Origin of the sequence: Amaricoccus sp. (genome assembly GCF_017993425.1) — a bacterium.
Classification (GTDB): domain Bacteria; phylum Pseudomonadota; class Alphaproteobacteria; order Rhodobacterales; family Rhodobacteraceae; genus Amaricoccus.
The window spans coordinates 1-18,442 of sequence record NZ_JAGOMQ010000058.1 but is presented as its reverse complement, the minus strand read 5'-3'; the positions used below and the strand labels follow the sequence as shown (position 1 = coordinate 18,442).

Sequence of the window (18,442 nt, the reverse complement as noted above, 5' to 3'; positions counted from 1 at the left end):
GTAGCGGGGCGTGGTTGGCTTCGGCCGACGAGATTGACGAAGTGAAATCGTTGGCGGCGCCGGTGGGCCGCCCGGGAAGCGGCGGAGACGGGGCGCATGGCGCGCGTCAACTACGAGGGGTTTTGGGCAATGGTTTCGAAGATTGTTTCACCCGAGGCGGCGGCGGCGCGGATCCCGGACGGTGCGGTGGTCACGGTCTCCTCCTCCTCCGGGCTGGGGTGTCCGGACAGGATGCTGGCGGCGATCGGCGCGCGGTTCGAGGCGGAGGGGCATCCGCGGAACCTCACCACGCTGCATCCGATCGCCGCCGGCGACATGTACGGGATCAAGGGCGTCGACCATATCGCCAAGGACGGGCTCCTCTCGACGATCATCGGCGGGTCGTATCCGAGCGGACCCTCGTCGCTGCCGATGCCGGAGATCTGGCGGATGCTGACCGAGGACCGGGTCGCGGCCTATAACGTGCCCTCCGGCATCCTCTTCGACATGCACACCGATGCGGCGGCGCGGCGGCCGGGGGTGCTGACCCAGGTCGGGCTCGACACCTTCGTCGATCCGATCCGCGAGGGCTGCGCGATGAACGCCAGCGCCGCTGCCCGGCCGATCGTCAACCGGGTCGAGTTCGGCGGCGAGACCTGGCTACACTTTCCCAACATCATCCCCGACGTCGCCATCCTCAGGGCGACGACGGCGGACGAGCACGGGAACCTCACCTACGAGCACGAAGGCGCCTATCTCGGCGGTCTGGAGCAGGCGATCTGCGTGCGTAACCACGGCGGGCTCGTCATCGCGCAGGTGAAGCGGGTGACGGCGGCGGGGTCGCTGCGGCCGCATGACGTGCGGGTGCCGGGGCATCTCGTCGATCTCGTCGTGATCGATCCCGACCAGCGCCAGACCACCGAGACGGTCTATGATCCCGCCATTTCCGGCGAGATCATGCGCCCCTGGTCGAGCTTCAACCTCGCCGAGCACGGCGTGGAGAAGATCGTCGCCCGCCGCGCCGCGATGGAGCTGCGGGACGGGATGGCGGCCAACCTCGGCTTCGGCATCTGCTCGATGGTGCCGCGCATCCTGCTCGAGGAAGGCCAGGCGCAGGCCGTGACCTGGGCGATCGAGCAGGGCGCGGTCGGGGGCATGCCGCTGATGGGCTTCGCCTTCGGCTGCGCCTCGAACGCCGACGCCTTCATGCCGTCGCCGCAGCAGTTCACCTATTTCCAGGGCGGCGGCTTCGACGTGACCTTCCTGTCGTTCCTGGAGATCGACCTCGAGGGCAATGTCAACGTCTCGAAGCTCGGCAAGAAGCCGTATCTCACCGCCGGCTGCGGCGGCTTCGTCGACATCACCGCCCGGGCGCGCAAGATCGTCTTTGCCGGGCAGTTCGAGGCCGGCGCGCAGTTCGACCTTACCGACGGCGCGATCCGCGTCGCGAAGCCCGGCAAGTTCCCGAAGATGGTCGAGAAGGTCGAGCACGTCACCTTCTCCGGCCGCCGGGCGCGCGAGCTCGGGCAGGAGGTGCTCTACGTCACCGAGCGCTGCGTGATCCGCCTGACCGACGGGGGCCTCGTCGCGACCGAGGTGATGCCGGGCATCGACCCCCAGCGCGACATCGTCGACGCGTCGCTCGGCCGGGTACGCCTGGCGGCCGACATGAAGACCCTGCCGGCAAGCCTGCTCGCGCATGGGCCGATGGGCCTGAAGCTCGCGCCGAAGGCGGAACCGGTTCCTCATTCCCATGGGCTCGCGCCGGTGAGGGCGGCGTCGTGAGCGACCTTCACCTCACGATCGAGGGCGCGGTCGCGACCCTGCGCCTCGACAATCCGTCGAAGCTGAATTCGCTGACCGTGCCGATGCTCGAGGCGCTCGACGCCCATTGCGCGACGCTGGAGCGGAGCCCGGAGGCGCGGGCGGTGATCGTTACCGGGACGGGGGAGAAGGCCTTCTGCACCGGCGCGGACATCACCGCCTGGGGGCCGATGGCGCCCTTCGACTTCGCCCGCCACTGGGTGCGCGAGGGGCACCGGATCTTCGACCGGCTGGCGCGCCTGGGCAAACCCACCGTCGCGGCGCTGAACGGCCACGCCTTCGGCGGCGGGCTGGAGCTGGCGGCCTGCTGCGACATCCGCGTCATCGCCCCCCGCGCCAGCCTGGCGTTGCCCGAGGCCGGCATTGGCATCGTCCCCGGCTGGTCCGGCACCCAGCGCGTCGCCCGCCTCCTCCCCGAGCCCGCCGTGAAGGAGATGGCCCTCTTCGGCCGCCGCATCGGCGCCGAGCGCGCGGTCGCCCTCGGCTTCTGCGTCGAGATCGCCGAGGACGCCCTCGCGGCCGCCCGGGCCATCGCCGCGAAGGCCGCCACCCTGTCGCCGCGGGCGGTCGAGGTGGCGAAGTACATGATCCAGGCAGGCGTCGGCGAGGATCGCGCGGCACTGATCGAGGCGCTCGGCAGCGGCATGATCGCCGCGAGCGCAGACCGGGCGGAAGGCGTCGGCGCCTTCGCCGACAAGCGCAAGCCTGAGTTTCCGGGGAGATAAGAGATGCTGGACCTGACCCTCGTCGCCGCGACCGACGCGACCCTGCCTGCCGAGCCCGCCGAGGTGCGGCATCTGATCGCCGGAGAATGGCGCGCGAGCGCTGACGGCGCCACCTTCGACCGACGCTCGCCCGCGCACGGCGTTGTCGTGACCCGCGCCGCGAAGGGCGGCGTGGCCGAGACCGAGGCCGCCATCGCGGCGGCGCGGCAGGCGTTCGACGATGGCCGCTGGTCGGAGCTCTCCGGCAAGGAGCGCGCCACCCTGCTGCTGAGGGTCGCCGACCTGATCGACCGCGACCGCGAGCGGATCGCGCGGGTCGAGACTCTGGAAGCGGGCAAGCCGATCGCCCAGTCCCGGGCGGAGATCGAGGGCGCCGCCGACCTCTGGCGCTATGCCGCGGCGCTGGCCCGCACCCTGTCGGGGGACAGCCACAACAGCCTCGGGCGCGACATTCTGGGCGTGGTGCTGAAGGAGCCGATCGGGGTCGCCGCGATCATCTGCCCATGGAACTTCCCGTTCCTGATCGTCAGCCAGAAGCTGCCTTTCGCGCTCGCCGCCGGCTGCGCCGCGGTGGTGAAGCCTTCGGAGATGACGCCCTCGACGACGGTGATCCTCGGCGAGCTGCTCATGGAGGCCGGGCTGCCGGCCGGGGTCTGCAACATCGTCCTCGGCTTCGGCGACCCGGTGGGCGCGCTGATGACCACCGACCCGCGCGTCGACATGGTGACCTTCACCGGCTCGACCGGCGTCGGCAAGGCGATCGTCGCCGCCGCGGCGCCGACGCTGAAGAAGGTGTCGCTGGAACTCGGCGGCAAGAATCCGCAGGTGATCTTTCCCGACGCGGATCTCGACGGCGCCGTCGATGCCATCGTCTTCGGCGTCTATTTCAACGCCGGCGAATGCTGCAACTCCGGTTCGCGGATCATCGTCCACGAGGATGTCGCCGAAGAGGTGACGGCACGGGTGGTGGCCCTGTCGCGCAAGGTCGCCTTCGGCGATCCCCTGAACGAGGCGACCAAGGTCGGCGCCATCGTCTCGCCCGAGCATCAGGCGAAGATCGACGGCTACGTGAAGGGCGCGGTCGCCGCCGGCGCGACGGTGCGCCTCGGCGGCGCGGCGCTCGATGTGCCGGGCCTCGGAGGCCAGTTCTACCAGCCGACGGTGGTGGCGGGCGTGACGCCCGACATGGCGATCGCGCGGGAGGAAGTGTTCGGGCCGGTGCTGTCGGTGCTGACCTTCCGGACGATGGAGGAGGCGGTGAGCCTCACCAATGCCGCGTCCTACGGGCTGTCGGCCGGCGTCTGGAGCGAGAACGTCCACACCTGCCTCGCCTTCGCGCGGGCGGCGCGGGCCGGCACGGTCTGGACCAACACCTGGATGGACGGCTTCGCCGAGCTGCCGTTCGGCGGCGTCAAGGAGAGCGGACAGGGGCGCGAGCTCGGCCGCTACGGGCTGGAGGAATTCCTGGAAGTGAAGACCGTGCAGATGCGGATCGGCCGCACACGGACACCCTGGGTGGCGGCAGGCTGACCGCCGGAAACGCCGAAGAAGCAACGACTGAACAGTGGAGGAATGACATGAAACTGACCGGAAGACGGATGCTCGCCGCCACCGCCGCGCTGGCGCTCTGCGCCGGCGCCGCGCAGGCCGCCGATGTGGAGGTGCTGCACTGGTGGACGAGCGGCGGCGAGGCCGGCGCGCTCAACGTCCTGAAGCAGGATCTGGCGAGCCAGGGCATCGGCTGGCAGGACATGCCGGTCGCGGGCGGCGGCGGCACGCAGGCGATGACGGTGCTGCGCGCCCGGATCACCTCAGGCAATCCGCCCTCGGCGGTGCAGCTCCTCGGCTTCGACATCATCGACTGGGCCAAGGAGGGCGCGCTCGCCAACCTCGACCCGGTCGCGGGCCCCGGCGGCTGGGACGCGGTCGTGCCCGAGGCGGTGCAGAAGTTCTCGAAATACGACGGCCACTGGGTCGCGACGCCGGTGAACCTGCATTCGACCAACTGGGTCTGGGCGAACAAACCGCTGCTCGACAGCCTCGGGATCGCGCCGCCGACGACCTGGGACGAGCTCGTCGCGGCGATGCAGAAGGTGAAGGACGCCGGCAAGGTCGCCGTCGCCCACGGTGGACAGCCCTGGCAGGATGCGACGATCTTCGACGCCGTCGTCATGTCGACGGGCGGGCCGGACTTCTACAAGAAGGCCTTCATCGACCTCGACCCCGAGGCGCTCGGCTCCGACACCATGAAGCAGGCCTTCGAGCGGATGACGGTGATCCGCGGCTTTGTCGACGACAACTTCTCGGGCCGCGACTGGAACCTCGCAAGTGCGATGGTCATCAATGGCGAGGCAGCGTTCCAGTTCATGGGCGACTGGGCCAAGGGCGAGTTCCTGAACGCCGGCAAGGTGCCGGACCAGGACTTCCTCTGCTTCCGCTTCCCGGGCACCCAGGAACAGGTCACCTTCAATACCGACCAGTTCGCCGTCTTCAAGCAGGGCGACGAGCTGAAGCCGGAGCAGGCGGCGCTCGCCACCGCGATCATGTCGCCGGAGTTCCAGATCGCCTTCAACAAGGTCAAGGGCTCGGTCCCGGTGCGCACCGACGTCTCCGTCGAGAGCTACGACAGCTGCGGGCAGAAGGCCTACGAGGAGATGAAGGCGGCGGCCGCCTCCGGCAACCTCATCGGCTCGAACGCCCACGGCCACGCCAACCCCGCCTCGATCAAGAACGCGATCTACGACGTGGTGACGAACGAGTTCAACGGCTCGTACGACGCGGCGACGGCCACACAGGAACTCGTCGACGCGGTTCAGCTCGCGCAGTGACCCCATCCGGGAGAGGCGGCCCGGCCCCGGCCGGGGCCGACCTCTCCCCCCCCCCTTACAGGAAACGCCCCATGGCACAGACTGCCCGACACCGCGGAGGCGGTAGAGACTGGCTGCGCGAGACCCTGCCGAAGCTGGTGCTCAGCCCGAGCTTCGCGATCGTGCTGGTCTTCGTCTACGGCTTCATCCTCTTCACGCTCTACCTGTCCTTCACCGACAGCCGGATCCTGCCCTCCTTCGGCTGGGTCGGCCTCGAGAACTACCAGAAGCTCTTCGGCATCCGTGCCTGGGGCATCGCGGTCAACAACCTCTTGATCTTCGGCTCGCTCTACATCGTCATCTGCTGCGCGATCGGGCTCCTCCTCGCGATCCTTCTCGACCAGCAGATCCGCTCCGAGGGCTTCATCCGCACGATCTACCTCTACCCGATGGCGCTTTCCTTCATCGTCACCGGCACGGCGTGGAAATGGTTCCTCGACCCCGGCATCGGGCTTCAGGCCGTCGTCCGCTCCTGGGGCTGGGAGAGTTTCACCTTCGAGTGGATCAAGGACCCGAACATGGCGATCTATACCATCGTCATCGCCGCGGTCTGGCAGACCTCCGGCTTCGTGATGGCGATGTTCCTCGCCGGCCTCCGCGGCATCGACACCGAGGTCATGAAGGCGGCGCAGATCGACGGCGCCTCGACCTTCGCGCTCTACCGCCGGATCGTCATCCCGCAGCTCCGGCCCGCCTTCATGTCGGCCTTCGTCGTGCTCGCCCACATGGCGATCAAGTCCTACGACCTCGTCATCGCCCTGACCGGCGGCGGCCCCGGCACGGCGACCGAGCTGCCGGCGACCTTCATGTATTCCTACACCTTCACCCGGAACCAGATGGGCATCGGCGCGGCCTCGGCGGTGATCATGCTCATGTCGATCGCGGCGATCATGGTGCCGTTCATCTACTCCGAGCTCAGGGAGAAGAAGTGATGACCGATATCAGCGCGGAAGCCTCGGCGGCGGCGATCAGGCCCGCCAGTCCGACCCCTCCGACCGGCTCGCACGGCTCGACCCAGGTGATCCGCACCGGCGGTACCGCGCGCGTCCTGATCTACCTGATCCTCGCGCTCTTCTGCCTCTACTACCTGCTGCCGCTCTATGTGATGGTGGTGAACTCGCTGAAGCCTCTGAGCGAGATCACCACCGGCGGGATGATGTCCCTGCCGAAGCAGTGGACGCTGGCCCCATGGAGCAGCGCCTGGTCGACGGCGCAGATCGGCGTGGAGGCGACCGGGCTCCGGCCGTTCTTCCTGAACTCGATCCTGATGGTCGTCCCGGCCGTCGCGATCTCCACCGTGCTCGGGGCGCTGAACGGCTATGTCCTGACCAAGTGGCGCTTCCGCGGCGACACCTGGGTCTTCGGGCTCCTTCTCTTCGGCTGCTTCATCCCGTTCCAGATGGTTCTGATCCCGATGGCCCGGATGCTCGGTCTCGTCGGGCTCGCGGGGACCGTGCCGGGTCTGATCTTCGTTCACCTCGTCTACGGCATCGGCTTCTCGACCCTCTACTTCAAGAACTACTACCAGCAGTTCCCGACCGAGCTCGTGCGCGCCGCCCAGATCGACGGAGCGGAGTTCTTCACCATCTTCCGGCGGATCATGCTGCCGTCGTCGGGACCGATCGCGGTCGTCTGCATCATCTGGCAGTTCACCAACATCTGGAACGACTTCCTCTTCGGAGCCTCCTTCTCCGACTTCGACAGCCAGCCGATGACGGTCGCGCTCAACAATCTCGTCCAGTCGTCGACGGGCGTGAAGGAATACAACGTGCATTTCGCGGGCGCGATCATGGCCGCGCTTCCCACTCTCCTCGTCTACGTCGTCGCCGGGCGGTATTTCGTCCGCGGGCTGATGGCGGGCTCCGTGAAAGGTTGATCCGATGGGCTTTCTCGATATCAAGCGCGCCACCAAATCCTACGGCGCCGTCAAGATCCTCCACGAAACCGACATCTCGGTCGAGGAGGGCGAGTTCCTCGTTCTCGTCGGCCCCTCGGGATGCGGCAAGTCCACGCTGCTCAACATGATCGCCGGCCTCGAGGAGATCACCTCCGGGGACATCGCGATCAAGGGCCGCTCGATGAACGGCGTCCGCCCGGCCGAGCGCAACATCGCCATGGTGTTCCAGTCCTACGCCCTCTACCCGAACATGAACGTCGGGCAGAACATCGTCTTCGGCCTCGAGATGCACGGGGTGCCGAAGGCCGAGCGCGACAAGGCGATGAACCAGGTCGCGGACCTTCTCCAGATCAGGCACCTGCTCGACCGCAAGCCGGGCCAGCTCTCGGGCGGCCAGCGCCAGCGCGTCGCCATGGGCCGGGCGCTGGTCCGCGATCCGGACGTGTTCCTGTTCGACGAGCCGCTCTCCAACCTCGACGCCAAGCTCCGCGTCGACATGCGCACCGAGATCAAGAAGCTGCACCAGAAGCTGAAGACGACGATCGTCTACGTGACCCACGACCAGATCGAGGCGCTGACCCTCTCGACCCGGATCGCGGTGATGTTCGGCGGCCATGTCCAGCAGCTCGGCACGCCGAAGGAGGTCTACGACCGGCCCGCCAACATGTTCGTCGCGGGCTTCATGGGCTCGCCGTCGATGAACCTCTTCCCCGCGAAGATCGCGGTCGAGAACGGCAAGGCGGTGGCGAAGGCGGCGGCGGCCGCGGGCGAGATCACGCTGCCCTTCGCCGAAGGCCGCGGCTTCGAGGCGCAGGCCGGCCGCGACATCGTGCTCGGTCTCCGGCCGGAGGCGATCACCGACCGCGACGGCGCCGACCGGGCGAGCCGCGCCGTGCACGTCGTCGAGATACCGGTGGAGATCACCGAGCCGGCGGGGTCAGACACCTTCGTCATGGCGCATCTCGGCGGCAAGGAAGTGACGGGGCGCTTCCGCGCCGACGTCGACGTGCGGCCGGGCCAGGTGTTCCCGTTCGCGATCAACATGGAGAAGGCCGTCGCCTTCGATCCCAAGACCGAGATGCGGATCGCGTGATGGAAACCGGCCCGGACATCGTCATCATCGGCTCCGGCATCGGTGGGGCCACAGTCGCGGCGGCGCTGGCGCCATCCGGGCGGCGGATCGTCATCCTCGAGCGCGGCGAGCGGCTTGCCGACTGCCCCGAGGCGCGCGACGCCGAGGCGATCTTCGGGCGGGGGCACTTCCGGCCGAAGGAGGAATGGCAGACGCCTGACGGAGAGGCCTTCAACCCCGGCAACTACTACTATGTCGGCGGCAATTCCAAGCTCTACGGCGCGGTGCTGATCCGCTACCGCGCCGAGGATTTCCGCCCGCTCCGCCACCTCGGCGGCACGACACCGGGCTGGCCCGTCTCCTACGACGAGATGGAGCCCTGGTACCAGCGGGCGGAAGAGCTCTACCGCGTCCGCGGCGACGCGAGCACGGACCCGACCGAGCCGCGGCACTCGGGGCGCTACCCGTTTTCCCCGGTGCCGGACGAGCCGAGCATCGCCGACCTGCGCGCCCGGTTGCGGCGTGCCGGGGTCACGCCTTCCACCCTGCCGCTCGGCCTCGATCTCGACGGATGGCTCAGGCGGGCCGCGACCCCGTGGGATGCCTTCCCCGACACCACCGGGGCCAAGAGCGACGCCGAGAGCGTCGGCATCGCCGCGGCGCTCCGCTACCCCAACGTGACGCTCGAGACCGGCGCTCTCGTCACCCGGCTGGAGGCAGGCGACGACGACCGCCTCGCCGCTGTCCACTATCGGCAAGGCGGGGCCGAGAGGCGGCTGGCGCCCGCGCTCGTCATTCTGAGCGCCGGCGCGGTCAACTCCGCGGCGCTGCTGTTGCGATCAGGCCTCGCCAACCGCTCCGATCAGGTCGGGCGCAACTTCATGAACCACAACTGCTCGGCGGTGCTCGCCGTCAGTCCCTTCCGCCGCAACACCGCCGTCTACCAGAAGACGCTGATGGTAAACGACTTCTACCTGACCGGTGGCAAGGACGGCACCCCGCTCGGCAACGTACAGCTCCTCGGCAAGGTCTCCGGCCCCATCCTTGCCGCCGCCAGCGGCCTTCCGCGTGCCGTTGCAGGCTGGATCGCCGCTCACGCAGTCGATCTCTACGCCATGAGCGAGGATCTTCCCGACCCGCATAGCCGTATCACCCTGGAGGGCGACCGCATCGTCTTCGACTGGAAGCGTTCCAATTGGGAGACGCACGAGGCGCTCGTCGCAAAGCTCAAGATCGTCCTTCGCCGCGCCGGCTTCCCGCTCGTCCTGTCGAAGCCCTTCGACCGCCGCACCCCTTCGCATCAGTGCGGGACGGCGCGGATGGGCGCCGACCCCGCGACCAGCGTCGTCGACCCCTTCTGCCGCGCCCACGACCATCCGAACCTTTTCGTCGTGGACGCGAGCTTCCTGCCAACCTCCGCGGCGGTGAACCCGGCCCTGACCATCGCCGCGCAGGCGCTGCGCACGGCGGACCACATCATCGAGAAGGATCTGGCGGCATGAACACCGAAGGCTTCGATTTCGTCATCGTCGGCGGCGGATCGGCCGGCTGCGTCCTCGCGGCCCGGCTTTCGGAGAACCCGTCCGCCCGCGTCCTCCTGCTCGAGGCCGGCGGCCGTGACTGGCACCCGTTCTTCCACCTGCCGGCGGGTTTCGCGAAGATGACCAAGGGCCTCGGCTCCTGGGGCTGGTCGACGGTCCCCCAGCGGCACATGAAGGATATGGTGATCCGCTACACCCAGGCGAAGGTGATCGGTGGCGGCTCGGCGATCAACGCCCAGATCTACACCCGCGGCAATGCGCTCGACTACGACGAGTGGCGGCAGATGGGCTGCGACGGCTGGTCATACGAGGACGTGCTCCCCTATTTTCGCAAGGCCGAGGACAACGACACCCACGACAACCGCTGGCACGGCAGGGGAGGGCCGCTCGGCGTCTCCAGGCCGCGCGCGCCGCTGCCGATCTGCGAGGCCTATTTCGCCGCCGCGGCGGAGCTCGGCATTCCGCGCAACGACGACATGACCGGCGAGAACCAGGAAGGAGCCGGGTACTACCAGCTGACCCAGCGCAACGCCCGCCGGTCGTCCGCGGCGATGGCCTATCTCGCCCCGAACCGCCACCGTCCGAACCTCACCGTGCGGACTGGCGCACAGGTAAAGCGCATCACCGTCGAGGGCGCTCGCGCCACCGGCGTCGAGATGATGGACGGCAGCCGCATCATGGCGACGTCCGAGGTGCTGCTCGCCTCCGGCGCCATCGGCTCGCCGCGGATGCTGATGCTCTCGGGCATCGGCCCGGCCGATCACCTGGCCGAGGTCGGGGTCACCCCAGTCTTCGACCAGGCCGGCGTCGGCGGGAACTTCCAGGACCACCTCGACCTCTTCGTCATCGCCGAGGTGACCGGCCCGCATACCTACGACCGCTATGCCAAGCCGCACTGGTCGGCGCTGGCCGGCCTTGAATACCTGCTGACCAGGAAGGGGCCGGTGGCCTCGAGCCTCTTTGAGACCGGCGGATTCTGGTATGCCGACAAGGACGCCCGTTCGCCCGACATCCAGTTCCACCTCGGCCTCGGCTCCGGGATCGAGGCCGGCGTCGCCGCCATGCCGAACGGCGGCGTGACGCTGAACTCGGCCTATCTGCGGCCGCGCTCGCGCGGGACCGTGCGGCTCGCCAGCGCGGATCCGGCCGCGGCGCCGCTGATCGACCCGAACTACTGGGAGGATCCGCGCGACCGCGAGATGTCGATCAAGGGGCTGAAGCTCGCCCGGGAGATCATGGCGCAGGCGCCGCTCAGGCCCTTCATCCTTGCCGAGCGGCTGCCAGGGCCGGACGTGCGGACCGACCGGGACTATTTCGACTTCGCCTGCCGCCACGCCAAGACCGACCACCACCCCGCGGGCACCTGCCGGATGGGGAGCGACCCGGCCGCCGTCGTCGATCCGCGTCTCCGCTTCAACGGCATCGCCGGGCTGCGGGTGGTGGACGCCTCGATCATGCCGACGGTCGTGTCCTCGAACACCAACGCGCCGACGATCATGATCGCGGAGAAGGCCGCCGACATGATCAAGGCCGACCACGGGGCGCGATGATGCCTACCGCTCAGCGCCTCGATCGCTCATTCTCCCCCCGAACACCGCGGGGGGACACGATGAACAAGCGGCCGACGATCGTCGATGTGGCCAAAGCGGCGGGCGTCTCCAAGTCCACCGTCTCGAACGTGCTTCAGAACAGCCCGCTGGTCCGCCCCGCGACCCGGGTGCTGGTCGAGCGCGCAATGGGCGACCTCGGCTACGTCTACAACCGCGCGGCGGCGAACCTGCGCGGCGCCGACGTCGGGCTGATCGGGCTCGTCATCAACGACCTGCGCAACCCGTTCTTCACCGAGTTCGCGGCCAGCGCGCAGATGACCTTTGCCGAGCGTGGCTATGCCACCGTCATCGCCAACACCGACGAAAACCCCGCGACCCAGGCCCAGGTCATGGCCTCGATGATCGAGCACGGCGTCTCCGGCTTCCTGCTGTCGCCAACCTATGTCGAGGAACCCGACGGGCTGGAAGCCGTGCACCGCGCCGGGATCCCGGCGATGCAGGTGCTGCGCCGGATCGACCCGCGCACCGCGGACTTCCCCTTCGCGTCGCTCGACTACGAGACCGGGGGGCGGCTCGCCACCGAGCATCTGCTCGCCCTCGGCCTCCGCCGCATCGCCTTCGTCGGCGGGCTGGAGGACCGCCCTGTGACCGACGAGCGCATGGCCGGTTACCGCGCGGTGATGGCCGAGGTCGGGCTCGACACGCTCGCGCTCCACGGCCGTCCCTCACGCGCCTTCGGCCGCGACACGGCGCTGTCGCTGTCGCGCGACGTCGAGGGGGTGATCTGCTTCTCCGACCTCGTGGCGCTTGGCATGCTCGCCGGCTTCGCCCAAGCCGGCGTCCGCGTCGGCGATGACGTGCGGCTCGTCGGCTTCGACGACATCGAGGAATGCGCCCTGACCTGGCCGCGGCTCTCCTCCGTCCGCTGCGACATCGCCCGCTTCGGCCGCGAGTCCGCCGCGGCCATGCTCGCCTGGCTCGAGGAGGGGGTGCGACCGCCCGAGACCCGCCTCGCGCCCGTCGAGCTGATGGTGCGAGCGTCGAGCACCGGGGGGCCGGCATGACCCTTCTCGCCAACACCGTCTCTCGCCGGATCGAGTGGGGCGACTGCGACCCGGCCGGCATCGTCTTCAACCCGCGCTTCTTCGCCTTCTTCGACGACGCCACCGCGATGCTGATCGAGGCCGCCGGCTGGTCGCATGCCCGCGTCGTCGCGGAGCTCGGCGCGCTCGGCTGGCCGCTCGTCGCCACCCGTGCCGAGTTCCGGGCCCCCTGCGCCACCGACGACCGGGTGACGATCACCAGCCGCTTCACCGACCTCCGCCGGTCGAGCTTCGACGTGGCTCACCGGCTGGAACGCGACGGCACCCTCTGCGTCGAGGGTTTCGAGACCCGGGTCTGGACCCGCCGCGACGCCGACGGCCGCCTCGCCTCGATGCCGATCCCGGAAGCGGTGCGCGCGACCTTCCGCGGTTCCTGACGCGCGGGAAGCCCCGTTCCGACGCCCTCGCCGGCGCGGCCCCCGCCGCGCCTCGTTTCCACCTGCCCGAGCGAGACCCGAAGCCATGACCGTCGACGTTCCCCAAGCCATCCTCGACGCCCTGACCGACGTCGCCATGCCGCGCCTCCCGGCCGATCGCCCGGCGCCCGAGGCAATCGAGGCCGGCGGCGTCCGCCTGCCGGTCCACCGGTACGGCTGCGTGGTCGTCGGCAGCGGCGCCGCCGGCCTGCGCGCCGCGGTGGAGATGCATCGCCGCGGCGTCGATGTGGCGGTGATCAGCCAGAGCGTCTGGGGCGGCACCTCGGCATGCTCCGGCTCGGACAAGCAGACCCTGCACACCGCGAACACCGCCGGCCGGGGCGACGACTTCAAGGCCATGGCCCGCGCCATCCGCGCTGGCGGGGCGATGGACGACGACACGGCCTATGTGGAAGCCGTCGGCTCCGCCCGGATGATGGCCTCGCTCCAGTATCTCGGGCTGCCGCTGCCGCAGGATCAGTTCGGCGGCATCCTGCGCTACCAGACCGACCACGATGAGGTCGGCCGCGCGACGAGCTGCGGTCCACGCACGTCGCGGCTGATGGTGAAGGTGCTGGCCGAGGAGGCGATCCGTCTCGGCGTCCCGATCTTCAACCACACCACCGCCGTCCGCATCCTGACGGACGGTGGCCGTGCCGCCGGGGTCCTGACGGTGCGCCCGAAGCAGGCCGGAGCGGAGAATCCCCTCGGCCTCGTGCTCTTTCAGGCACCGGTCCTCGTCCTCGCCGCGGGCGGGCCGGGCGAGCTCTATCGCGACAGCGTCTATCCGAACGGCTGCTTCGGCTCTCTCGGCCTCGCGCTCGAAGCCGGGATCGAGGCGGTGAACCTGACCGAGAGCCAGTTCGGCATCGGCACCCGCCGCGAGGGCTTCCCCTGGAACCTCTCAGGCACCTACGCGCAGGCCCTGCCGCACATCTATTCCGTCGACGCCGAGGGCCACGAGCACCATTTCCTCGCCGCCTACTATCGCGGCACGCAGGAACTCGCCTCCGCCGTGTTCCGCAAGGGCTACCAGTGGCCGTTCCATGCCACCCGGATGCTCGACTTCGGCTCCTCCCTCGTCGATCTCGCGATCTTCCGCGAGGGCCAGGCCGGGCGGCGCGTGTTCATGGACTTCAATCGCAACCCCGAGCCGGTCCCCGGCGACGCCCCCTTCAGCCTTGAGCGCCTCGACGAGGACGTCGCCACCTACCTCCGCACCGCCGGCGCCACCCAGGCGCTGCCGATCGACCGCCTGCGCCACATGAACCCGCTCGCGATCGAGCTCTACCGCCGCTACAAGATCGACGTCGCCGCCGAGCCGCTCGAGTTCGCCGTCAACAACCAGCACATGAACGGCGGCGTCGCCGTCGACACCTGGGGCCGATCCAGCCTGCCCGGCGCCTACGCCGTCGGCGAGGCGGCCGGCACCCACGGCGTCACCCGCCCCGGCGGCGCCGCACTCAACGCCGGCCAGGTCTTCGGCACCCGCGCCGCCGAGCACATCAGCGCCAGCGGCCGCGCCGTGGCGCCAACCGCCGACATCCGCCCCGCCGCCGAGGCCGCGGTCGCCGCGGTCGCCGCCGCCCTGCGCCCCGACAGCCCGCTCAGCGTCCGCGGCGTCCGCGCGGCGGTGCAGGCCCGGATGAGCGACCAAGCCGGAATGATCTGCGACCCCGCCAGCGTCGCCACCGCCCTCGCGGAGGCCCGCGCCCTCACCGCCGAGATCCGCGCCCGCGGCATCGCGCCGGGCCGCGCCTCCGAAGCGGGCCGGGCGCTGCAATGGCGGCAGATGGCGCTCGCGTCCGAGGCCGTCCTCACCGCCCTCGACGCCTACATCCGCGCCGGCGGCGGCAGCCGCGGCGCCCGCGCCATTCTCGACGCGAAGGGCGCCTCGCTGCCCCTCGCCGCCGACGGGCCGCTCGACGCCTACCGCTTCCGCGTTGAGCGTGACGGCGACCGCGACGAGCAGCTTCTCGTCCGGCTCGAGGGCGACGGCTTCGGTGTCGCGTCCCGCCCGAACCGCCCCTTCGACGAGGCCGCCCGCTCGTTCTTCGAACGCGACTGGCCCGACTGGCTCACCGGCCGGATCTTCGACCTCGACGCGGGCGCCGCCTGATGCCGGCCTTTCCGAACCGTCGCGCCGTCGCCATCGGCGAGGCCATGCTCGAACTCGCCCCGGTCGATGGCGGCCTCTACCGCCGCGCCTATGCCGGCGACACCTTCAACACCATCTGGCACATGGCGCAGCTCCTCGGCCCGGCAGCGAGCACCGGCTTCGTGACCCGCGTAGGCCAGGACAGCCTCTCCGAGGCCTTCATCGCCGAGATGGCGGCCGACGGCCTCGACGTCTCGGGCGTCACCCACGACCCCGAGCGCGGCATGGGCCTCTACCTGATCGAGCTCGATGGCGCCGAGCGCAGCTTCCACTACTGGCGCTCCGCCTCCGCCGCCCGCCGCCTCGCCGACGACCCCGCCGCGCTGGCGGCGGCGCTTGACGGTGCCGGGCTCGCCCACCTCTCCGGCATCACCCTCGCGATCCTGCCGCCCGCGGGGCGCGACGCCCTCTTTGCCGTCCTCGCCGAGGCCCGCGGCAAGGGCACCCTCATCTCCTTCGACCCCAATATCCGGCCGCGCCTCTGGTCTTCGGGCGACGAGATCCGGGAGACGATCCCGCGGATGCACGCGCTGACCGACATCGCGCTGCCGAGCTTCGACGACGAGGTGGCGCACTGGGCGGACCGAACGCCCGAGGCCACGATCGCGCGGTTCACGGCCAGCGGCGTCGGCGAGATCGCGGTCAAGAACGGCGCCGGAAGCGTCCGCTTCCGCGCGGGCGACGTCGAGGGAGACTGTCCGACCCCGCCGGTCGACGGTATCCGCGACACCACCGGCGCCGGTGACGCTTTCAACGCCGGCTATCTCGCGGCGCGGCTGGCCGGGCTCGCTCCCGACAGGTCCATCGCCTGCGGTCAGGCCGTCTCCGCCGAAGTCATTCGCACCCCCGGCGCCCGGGGGGCGCGGGAGACCATGCGCGCCCTCGGCCGCGGTCTGATCGCATCCTGACGCTTACATTCCTGGAGAGAGGTTTTCCATGACCGGCCTGAGCCTTCCCGGCGACCGCGAGACGGTCGGCCAGACCCTCGAGGACTACCTCCTCGACCGGACACCGGACGATGCGCCGCACCGGGCCGCCGCGAAGACCGTGCTGGCGATCGCGGAAGCCGCCGGCCCGGTCGCCTTCCGCCTGTCGCAGGCGGAGCTGCTCGGCGATCCGGCCCGCGTCGTCGGCACCAACACCGGCGGCGATCGACAGAAGGCGCTCGACGTCGCGAGCCACGAGCATTTCCTCGCGGCCCTCAGAGGCGCCGGGGTCGAGGCGATCGCCTCCGAGGAAGCCGACGAGGTCGCCGAGGGGGTGCCGGGCGGGCTGGTCTCGGTGGCGATCGACCCCATCGACGGTTCCAGCGGCATCGGGGTCGGCGCGCTGCTCGGGACACTGTTCGCGGTGCTGCCGGCGCGCGACGGCAAGGAATTCTATCGCCAGTCCGGCCGGGCGCTGCTCGCGGCCGGCTATATCTCCTACGGGCATTCGGTCGATTTCGGCTTCTCCGTCGGCAAGGGCGTCGCCATCGCGACCTTCGATCCCGGCGCGCGGATCTTCCGGGTGGTCGCGGAGAACATCGCCATCCCGGCGGGCACCTCGGAGGTCGCCTTCAACGCCCTGGCGCAACGCCACTGGTCGCCAGGGGTCCGCGCCTATGTGGAGGCCTGCGTCGCGGGCAGAGAGGGCGAGCGCGGCCGCGACTTCAACATGCGCTGGATGGCGGCGGCGGTCGGCGACCTCCAGCGCATCCTCAAGCGCGGCGGCATGTTCTTCTACGCCGCGGACCGGCGCCCGGGATACGAGGCGGGGCGGCTGCGGCTCGTCTATGAGGCAAATCCGATCGCCTTCCTCTGCGAGCAGGCCGGCGGCGCGGCGACCGACGGGCTGCGACCGATCCTCGACATCCCGCCCGCGGAGCTCCACCAGCACACCCCGCTCGTCTTCGGCAGCCGCGAGGAAGTCGAGACCTTCGGCCGCTACCTGTCGCGCGCCGACTGACAATCAGGGAGATCGAAGATGACGCGGATCAGCCTGCGGCAGCTGCTCGACCATGCGGCGGAACACGGCTACGGCCTGCCGGCCTTCAACATGAACAACCTCGAGCAGGGGCTCGCCATCATGGCCGCGGCCGAGGAGACCCGCTCGCCGGTGATCCTGCAGGCGAGCCGCGGCGCCCGCGCCTATGCCGGGGACATGGTGCTGGCGCGAATGATCGACGGCCTTTCCGCCACGCATCCCGACATTCCGCTCTGCATGCACCTCGACCATGGCAACGAGCCCGGGACCTGCGCCACGGCGATCCAGCACGGCTTCACCAGCGTGATGATGGATGGCTCGCTGAAGGCGGACGGCAAGACGCCGGCGGACTACGGCTACAACGCCGGCGTCACGGGACGGGTGGTCGAGATGGCGCATGCCTGCGGCGTGTCGGTCGAGGGCGAGATCGGCGTGCTCGGCAGCCTGGAGACTGGCGGCGGCGAGCAAGAGGACGGGCACGGCTTCGAGGCGACGCTCGGGCACGACCAGCTGTTGACCGACCCCGAGGACGCCGTGCGCTTCGTGCGCGACACCCGGGTCGACGCGCTGGCGGTGGCGATGGGGACGAGCCACGGCGCCTACAAGTTTTCGCGGCGCCCCGACGGCGAGGTGCTGGCGATGGGGGTGATCGAGGAGATCCACCGGCGTCTGCCGAACACCCACCTCGTGATGCACGGCTCGTCGTCGGTGCCGGAGGAGCTGCAGGAGATCATCAACCGCTACGGCGGGGAGATGCCGCCGACCTGGGGGGTCCCGCTCGAGGAGATCCAGCGCGGCATCCGCCACGGGGTGCGCAAGATCAACATCGACACCGACACCCGGATGGCGATGACCGGAGCGATCCGCAAGGTGTTCGCGGAGAACCCGGCGGAGTTCGATCCGCGCAAGTACCTCGTTCCGGCGATGGCCGCGATGAAGAAGCTCTGCATCGAGCGGTTCGAGGCCTTCGGCGCCGCCGGGCAAGCCGACCGAATTCGCCCGATCCCGCTCGGGGAGATGGCGCGGCGCTATGCCGCCGGCACCCTCGACCCCGCGACGGCTTGATCGGGCCTCCTCAAGAACTGGAGCTATTCGAATGAAACCCGAAGACGCATCGGCCTACGCCCGCGACCTCTGCGGCATCGCACCGGTCATTCCGGTGATCGTCGTCAGGGATCTGGTCCATGCCCGACCCTTGGCAAAGGCCCTCGTCGCGGGCGCCTGAAGGTGCTCGAAGTCACTCTCCGCGCCCCGGCGGCGCTGGACGCGATCCGCGCGATGGCGGAGGTCGAGGGGAGCGTTGTCGGGGCGGGCACGCTTCTGACCGCCGCCGACGTGAAGGCGG

15 protein-coding genes and 1 pseudogene are annotated in these 18,442 nt (G+C 69.9%); all 16 read left to right on the top strand.

The annotated features are described in order from the left end of the window. The first annotated feature begins 129 nt into the window (after positions 1-129). Entirely contained in the window at positions 130-1,764 is a 1,635-nt protein-coding gene (locus KBB57_RS18455; RefSeq protein WP_290753463.1) for an acyl CoA:acetate/3-ketoacid CoA transferase, read from the top strand. Further along, positions 1,761-2,528, top strand: coding sequence for an enoyl-CoA hydratase/isomerase family protein (locus KBB57_RS18450; protein WP_290753461.1), 768 nt, complete (start codon positions 1,761-1,763; stop codon positions 2,526-2,528). Before KBB57_RS18455 ends, KBB57_RS18450 begins: the two co-directional genes overlap by 4 nt. A gap of 3 nt (positions 2,529-2,531) precedes the next feature. Continuing rightward, positions 2,532-4,058: an aldehyde dehydrogenase family protein gene (locus KBB57_RS18445; RefSeq protein WP_290753459.1), complete on the top strand. Its 1,527-nt coding sequence runs from the start codon at positions 2,532-2,534 to the stop codon at positions 4,056-4,058. A 47-nt stretch (positions 4,059-4,105) separates the two neighbouring features. Continuing rightward, on the top strand, positions 4,106-5,356 hold the full coding sequence (locus tag KBB57_RS18440) for an ABC transporter substrate-binding protein (protein ID WP_290753457.1): 1,251 nt from the start codon (positions 4,106-4,108) through the stop codon (positions 5,354-5,356). A 71-nt stretch (positions 5,357-5,427) separates the two neighbouring features. Then, positions 5,428-6,327, top strand: coding sequence for a carbohydrate ABC transporter permease (locus KBB57_RS18435; protein WP_290753454.1), 900 nt, complete (start codon positions 5,428-5,430; stop codon positions 6,325-6,327). Next, positions 6,327-7,271 (top strand): carbohydrate ABC transporter permease, encoded by a 945-nt coding sequence (locus tag KBB57_RS18430; protein ID WP_290753451.1) that lies wholly within the window; start codon positions 6,327-6,329, stop codon positions 7,269-7,271. The genes KBB57_RS18435 and KBB57_RS18430 overlap by 1 nt, the downstream gene beginning before the upstream one ends. Before the next feature lie 4 nt (positions 7,272-7,275). Further along, complete coding sequence (locus KBB57_RS18425) at positions 7,276-8,385, top strand: ABC transporter ATP-binding protein (protein ID WP_290753448.1); 1,110 nt, start codon at positions 7,276-7,278, stop codon at positions 8,383-8,385. Then, positions 8,385-9,866, top strand: coding sequence for a GMC family oxidoreductase (locus KBB57_RS18420; RefSeq protein WP_290753445.1), 1,482 nt, complete (start codon positions 8,385-8,387; stop codon positions 9,864-9,866). Before KBB57_RS18425 ends, KBB57_RS18420 begins: the two co-directional genes overlap by 1 nt. Next, complete coding sequence (locus tag KBB57_RS18415) at positions 9,863-11,455, top strand: GMC family oxidoreductase (RefSeq protein ID WP_290753442.1); 1,593 nt, start codon at positions 9,863-9,865, stop codon at positions 11,453-11,455. Before KBB57_RS18420 ends, KBB57_RS18415 begins: the two co-directional genes overlap by 4 nt. 59 nt (positions 11,456-11,514) lie before the next feature. Further along, a complete protein-coding gene (locus tag KBB57_RS18410; RefSeq protein WP_290753439.1) occupies positions 11,515-12,519 on the top strand; it encodes a LacI family DNA-binding transcriptional regulator in 1,005 nt (334 codons plus the stop codon). Beyond that, positions 12,516-12,935 (top strand): thioesterase family protein, encoded by a 420-nt coding sequence (locus KBB57_RS18405; protein WP_290753436.1) that lies wholly within the window; start codon positions 12,516-12,518, stop codon positions 12,933-12,935. The genes KBB57_RS18410 and KBB57_RS18405 overlap by 4 nt, the downstream gene beginning before the upstream one ends. A gap of 85 nt (positions 12,936-13,020) precedes the next feature. Further along, positions 13,021-15,093 (top strand): FAD-binding protein, encoded by a 2,073-nt coding sequence (locus tag KBB57_RS18400; RefSeq protein ID WP_290753433.1) that lies wholly within the window; start codon positions 13,021-13,023, stop codon positions 15,091-15,093. Further along, complete coding sequence (locus KBB57_RS18395; RefSeq protein ID WP_290753431.1) at positions 15,093-16,040, top strand: sugar kinase; 948 nt, start codon at positions 15,093-15,095, stop codon at positions 16,038-16,040. Before KBB57_RS18400 ends, KBB57_RS18395 begins: the two co-directional genes overlap by 1 nt. Positions 16,041-16,068: 28 nt before the next feature. Next, the gene (locus tag KBB57_RS18390) at positions 16,069-17,079 is read left to right on the top strand and encodes a class 1 fructose-bisphosphatase (RefSeq protein ID WP_290753428.1); all 1,011 of its coding nucleotides are present in this window, start codon (positions 16,069-16,071) and stop codon (positions 17,077-17,079) included. Positions 17,080-17,097: 18 nt separating this feature from the next. Beyond that, positions 17,098-18,162: a class II fructose-bisphosphate aldolase gene (gene fba, locus KBB57_RS18385; RefSeq protein ID WP_290753425.1), complete on the top strand. Its 1,065-nt coding sequence runs from the start codon at positions 17,098-17,100 to the stop codon at positions 18,160-18,162. Positions 18,163-18,193: 31 nt separating this feature from the next. Continuing rightward, positions 18,194-18,442: pseudogene (locus tag KBB57_RS18380) on the top strand (keto-deoxy-phosphogluconate aldolase); the annotation flags it as partial.

Excerpts from the sequence above, each read along its gene's own strand:
- KBB57_RS18445 (WP_290753459.1), top strand. The coding sequence starts at position 2,532 with ATGCTGGACCTGACCCTCGTCGCCGCGACCGACGCGACCCTGCCTGCC.
- fba (WP_290753425.1), top strand. The coding sequence starts at position 17,098 with ATGACGCGGATCAGCCTGCGGCAGCTGCTCGACCATGCGGCGGAACAC.
- KBB57_RS18435 (WP_290753454.1), top strand. The coding sequence starts at position 5,428 with ATGGCACAGACTGCCCGACACCGCGGAGGCGGTAGAGACTGGCTGCGC.
- KBB57_RS18455 (WP_290753463.1), top strand. The coding sequence starts at position 130 with ATGGTTTCGAAGATTGTTTCACCCGAGGCGGCGGCGGCGCGGATCCCG.
- KBB57_RS18405 (WP_290753436.1), top strand. The coding sequence starts at position 12,516 with ATGACCCTTCTCGCCAACACCGTCTCTCGCCGGATCGAGTGGGGCGAC.
- KBB57_RS18410 (WP_290753439.1), top strand. The coding sequence starts at position 11,515 with ATGAACAAGCGGCCGACGATCGTCGATGTGGCCAAAGCGGCGGGCGTC.
- KBB57_RS18400 (WP_290753433.1), top strand. The coding sequence starts at position 13,021 with ATGACCGTCGACGTTCCCCAAGCCATCCTCGACGCCCTGACCGACGTC.
- KBB57_RS18395 (WP_290753431.1), top strand. The coding sequence starts at position 15,093 with ATGCCGGCCTTTCCGAACCGTCGCGCCGTCGCCATCGGCGAGGCCATG.
- KBB57_RS18440 (WP_290753457.1), top strand. The coding sequence starts at position 4,106 with ATGAAACTGACCGGAAGACGGATGCTCGCCGCCACCGCCGCGCTGGCG.
- KBB57_RS18430 (WP_290753451.1), top strand. The coding sequence starts at position 6,327 with ATGACCGATATCAGCGCGGAAGCCTCGGCGGCGGCGATCAGGCCCGCC.
- KBB57_RS18390 (WP_290753428.1), top strand. The coding sequence starts at position 16,069 with ATGACCGGCCTGAGCCTTCCCGGCGACCGCGAGACGGTCGGCCAGACC.
- KBB57_RS18415 (WP_290753442.1), top strand. The coding sequence starts at position 9,863 with ATGAACACCGAAGGCTTCGATTTCGTCATCGTCGGCGGCGGATCGGCC.
- KBB57_RS18420 (WP_290753445.1), top strand. The coding sequence starts at position 8,385 with ATGGAAACCGGCCCGGACATCGTCATCATCGGCTCCGGCATCGGTGGG.
- KBB57_RS18425 (WP_290753448.1), top strand. The coding sequence starts at position 7,276 with ATGGGCTTTCTCGATATCAAGCGCGCCACCAAATCCTACGGCGCCGTC.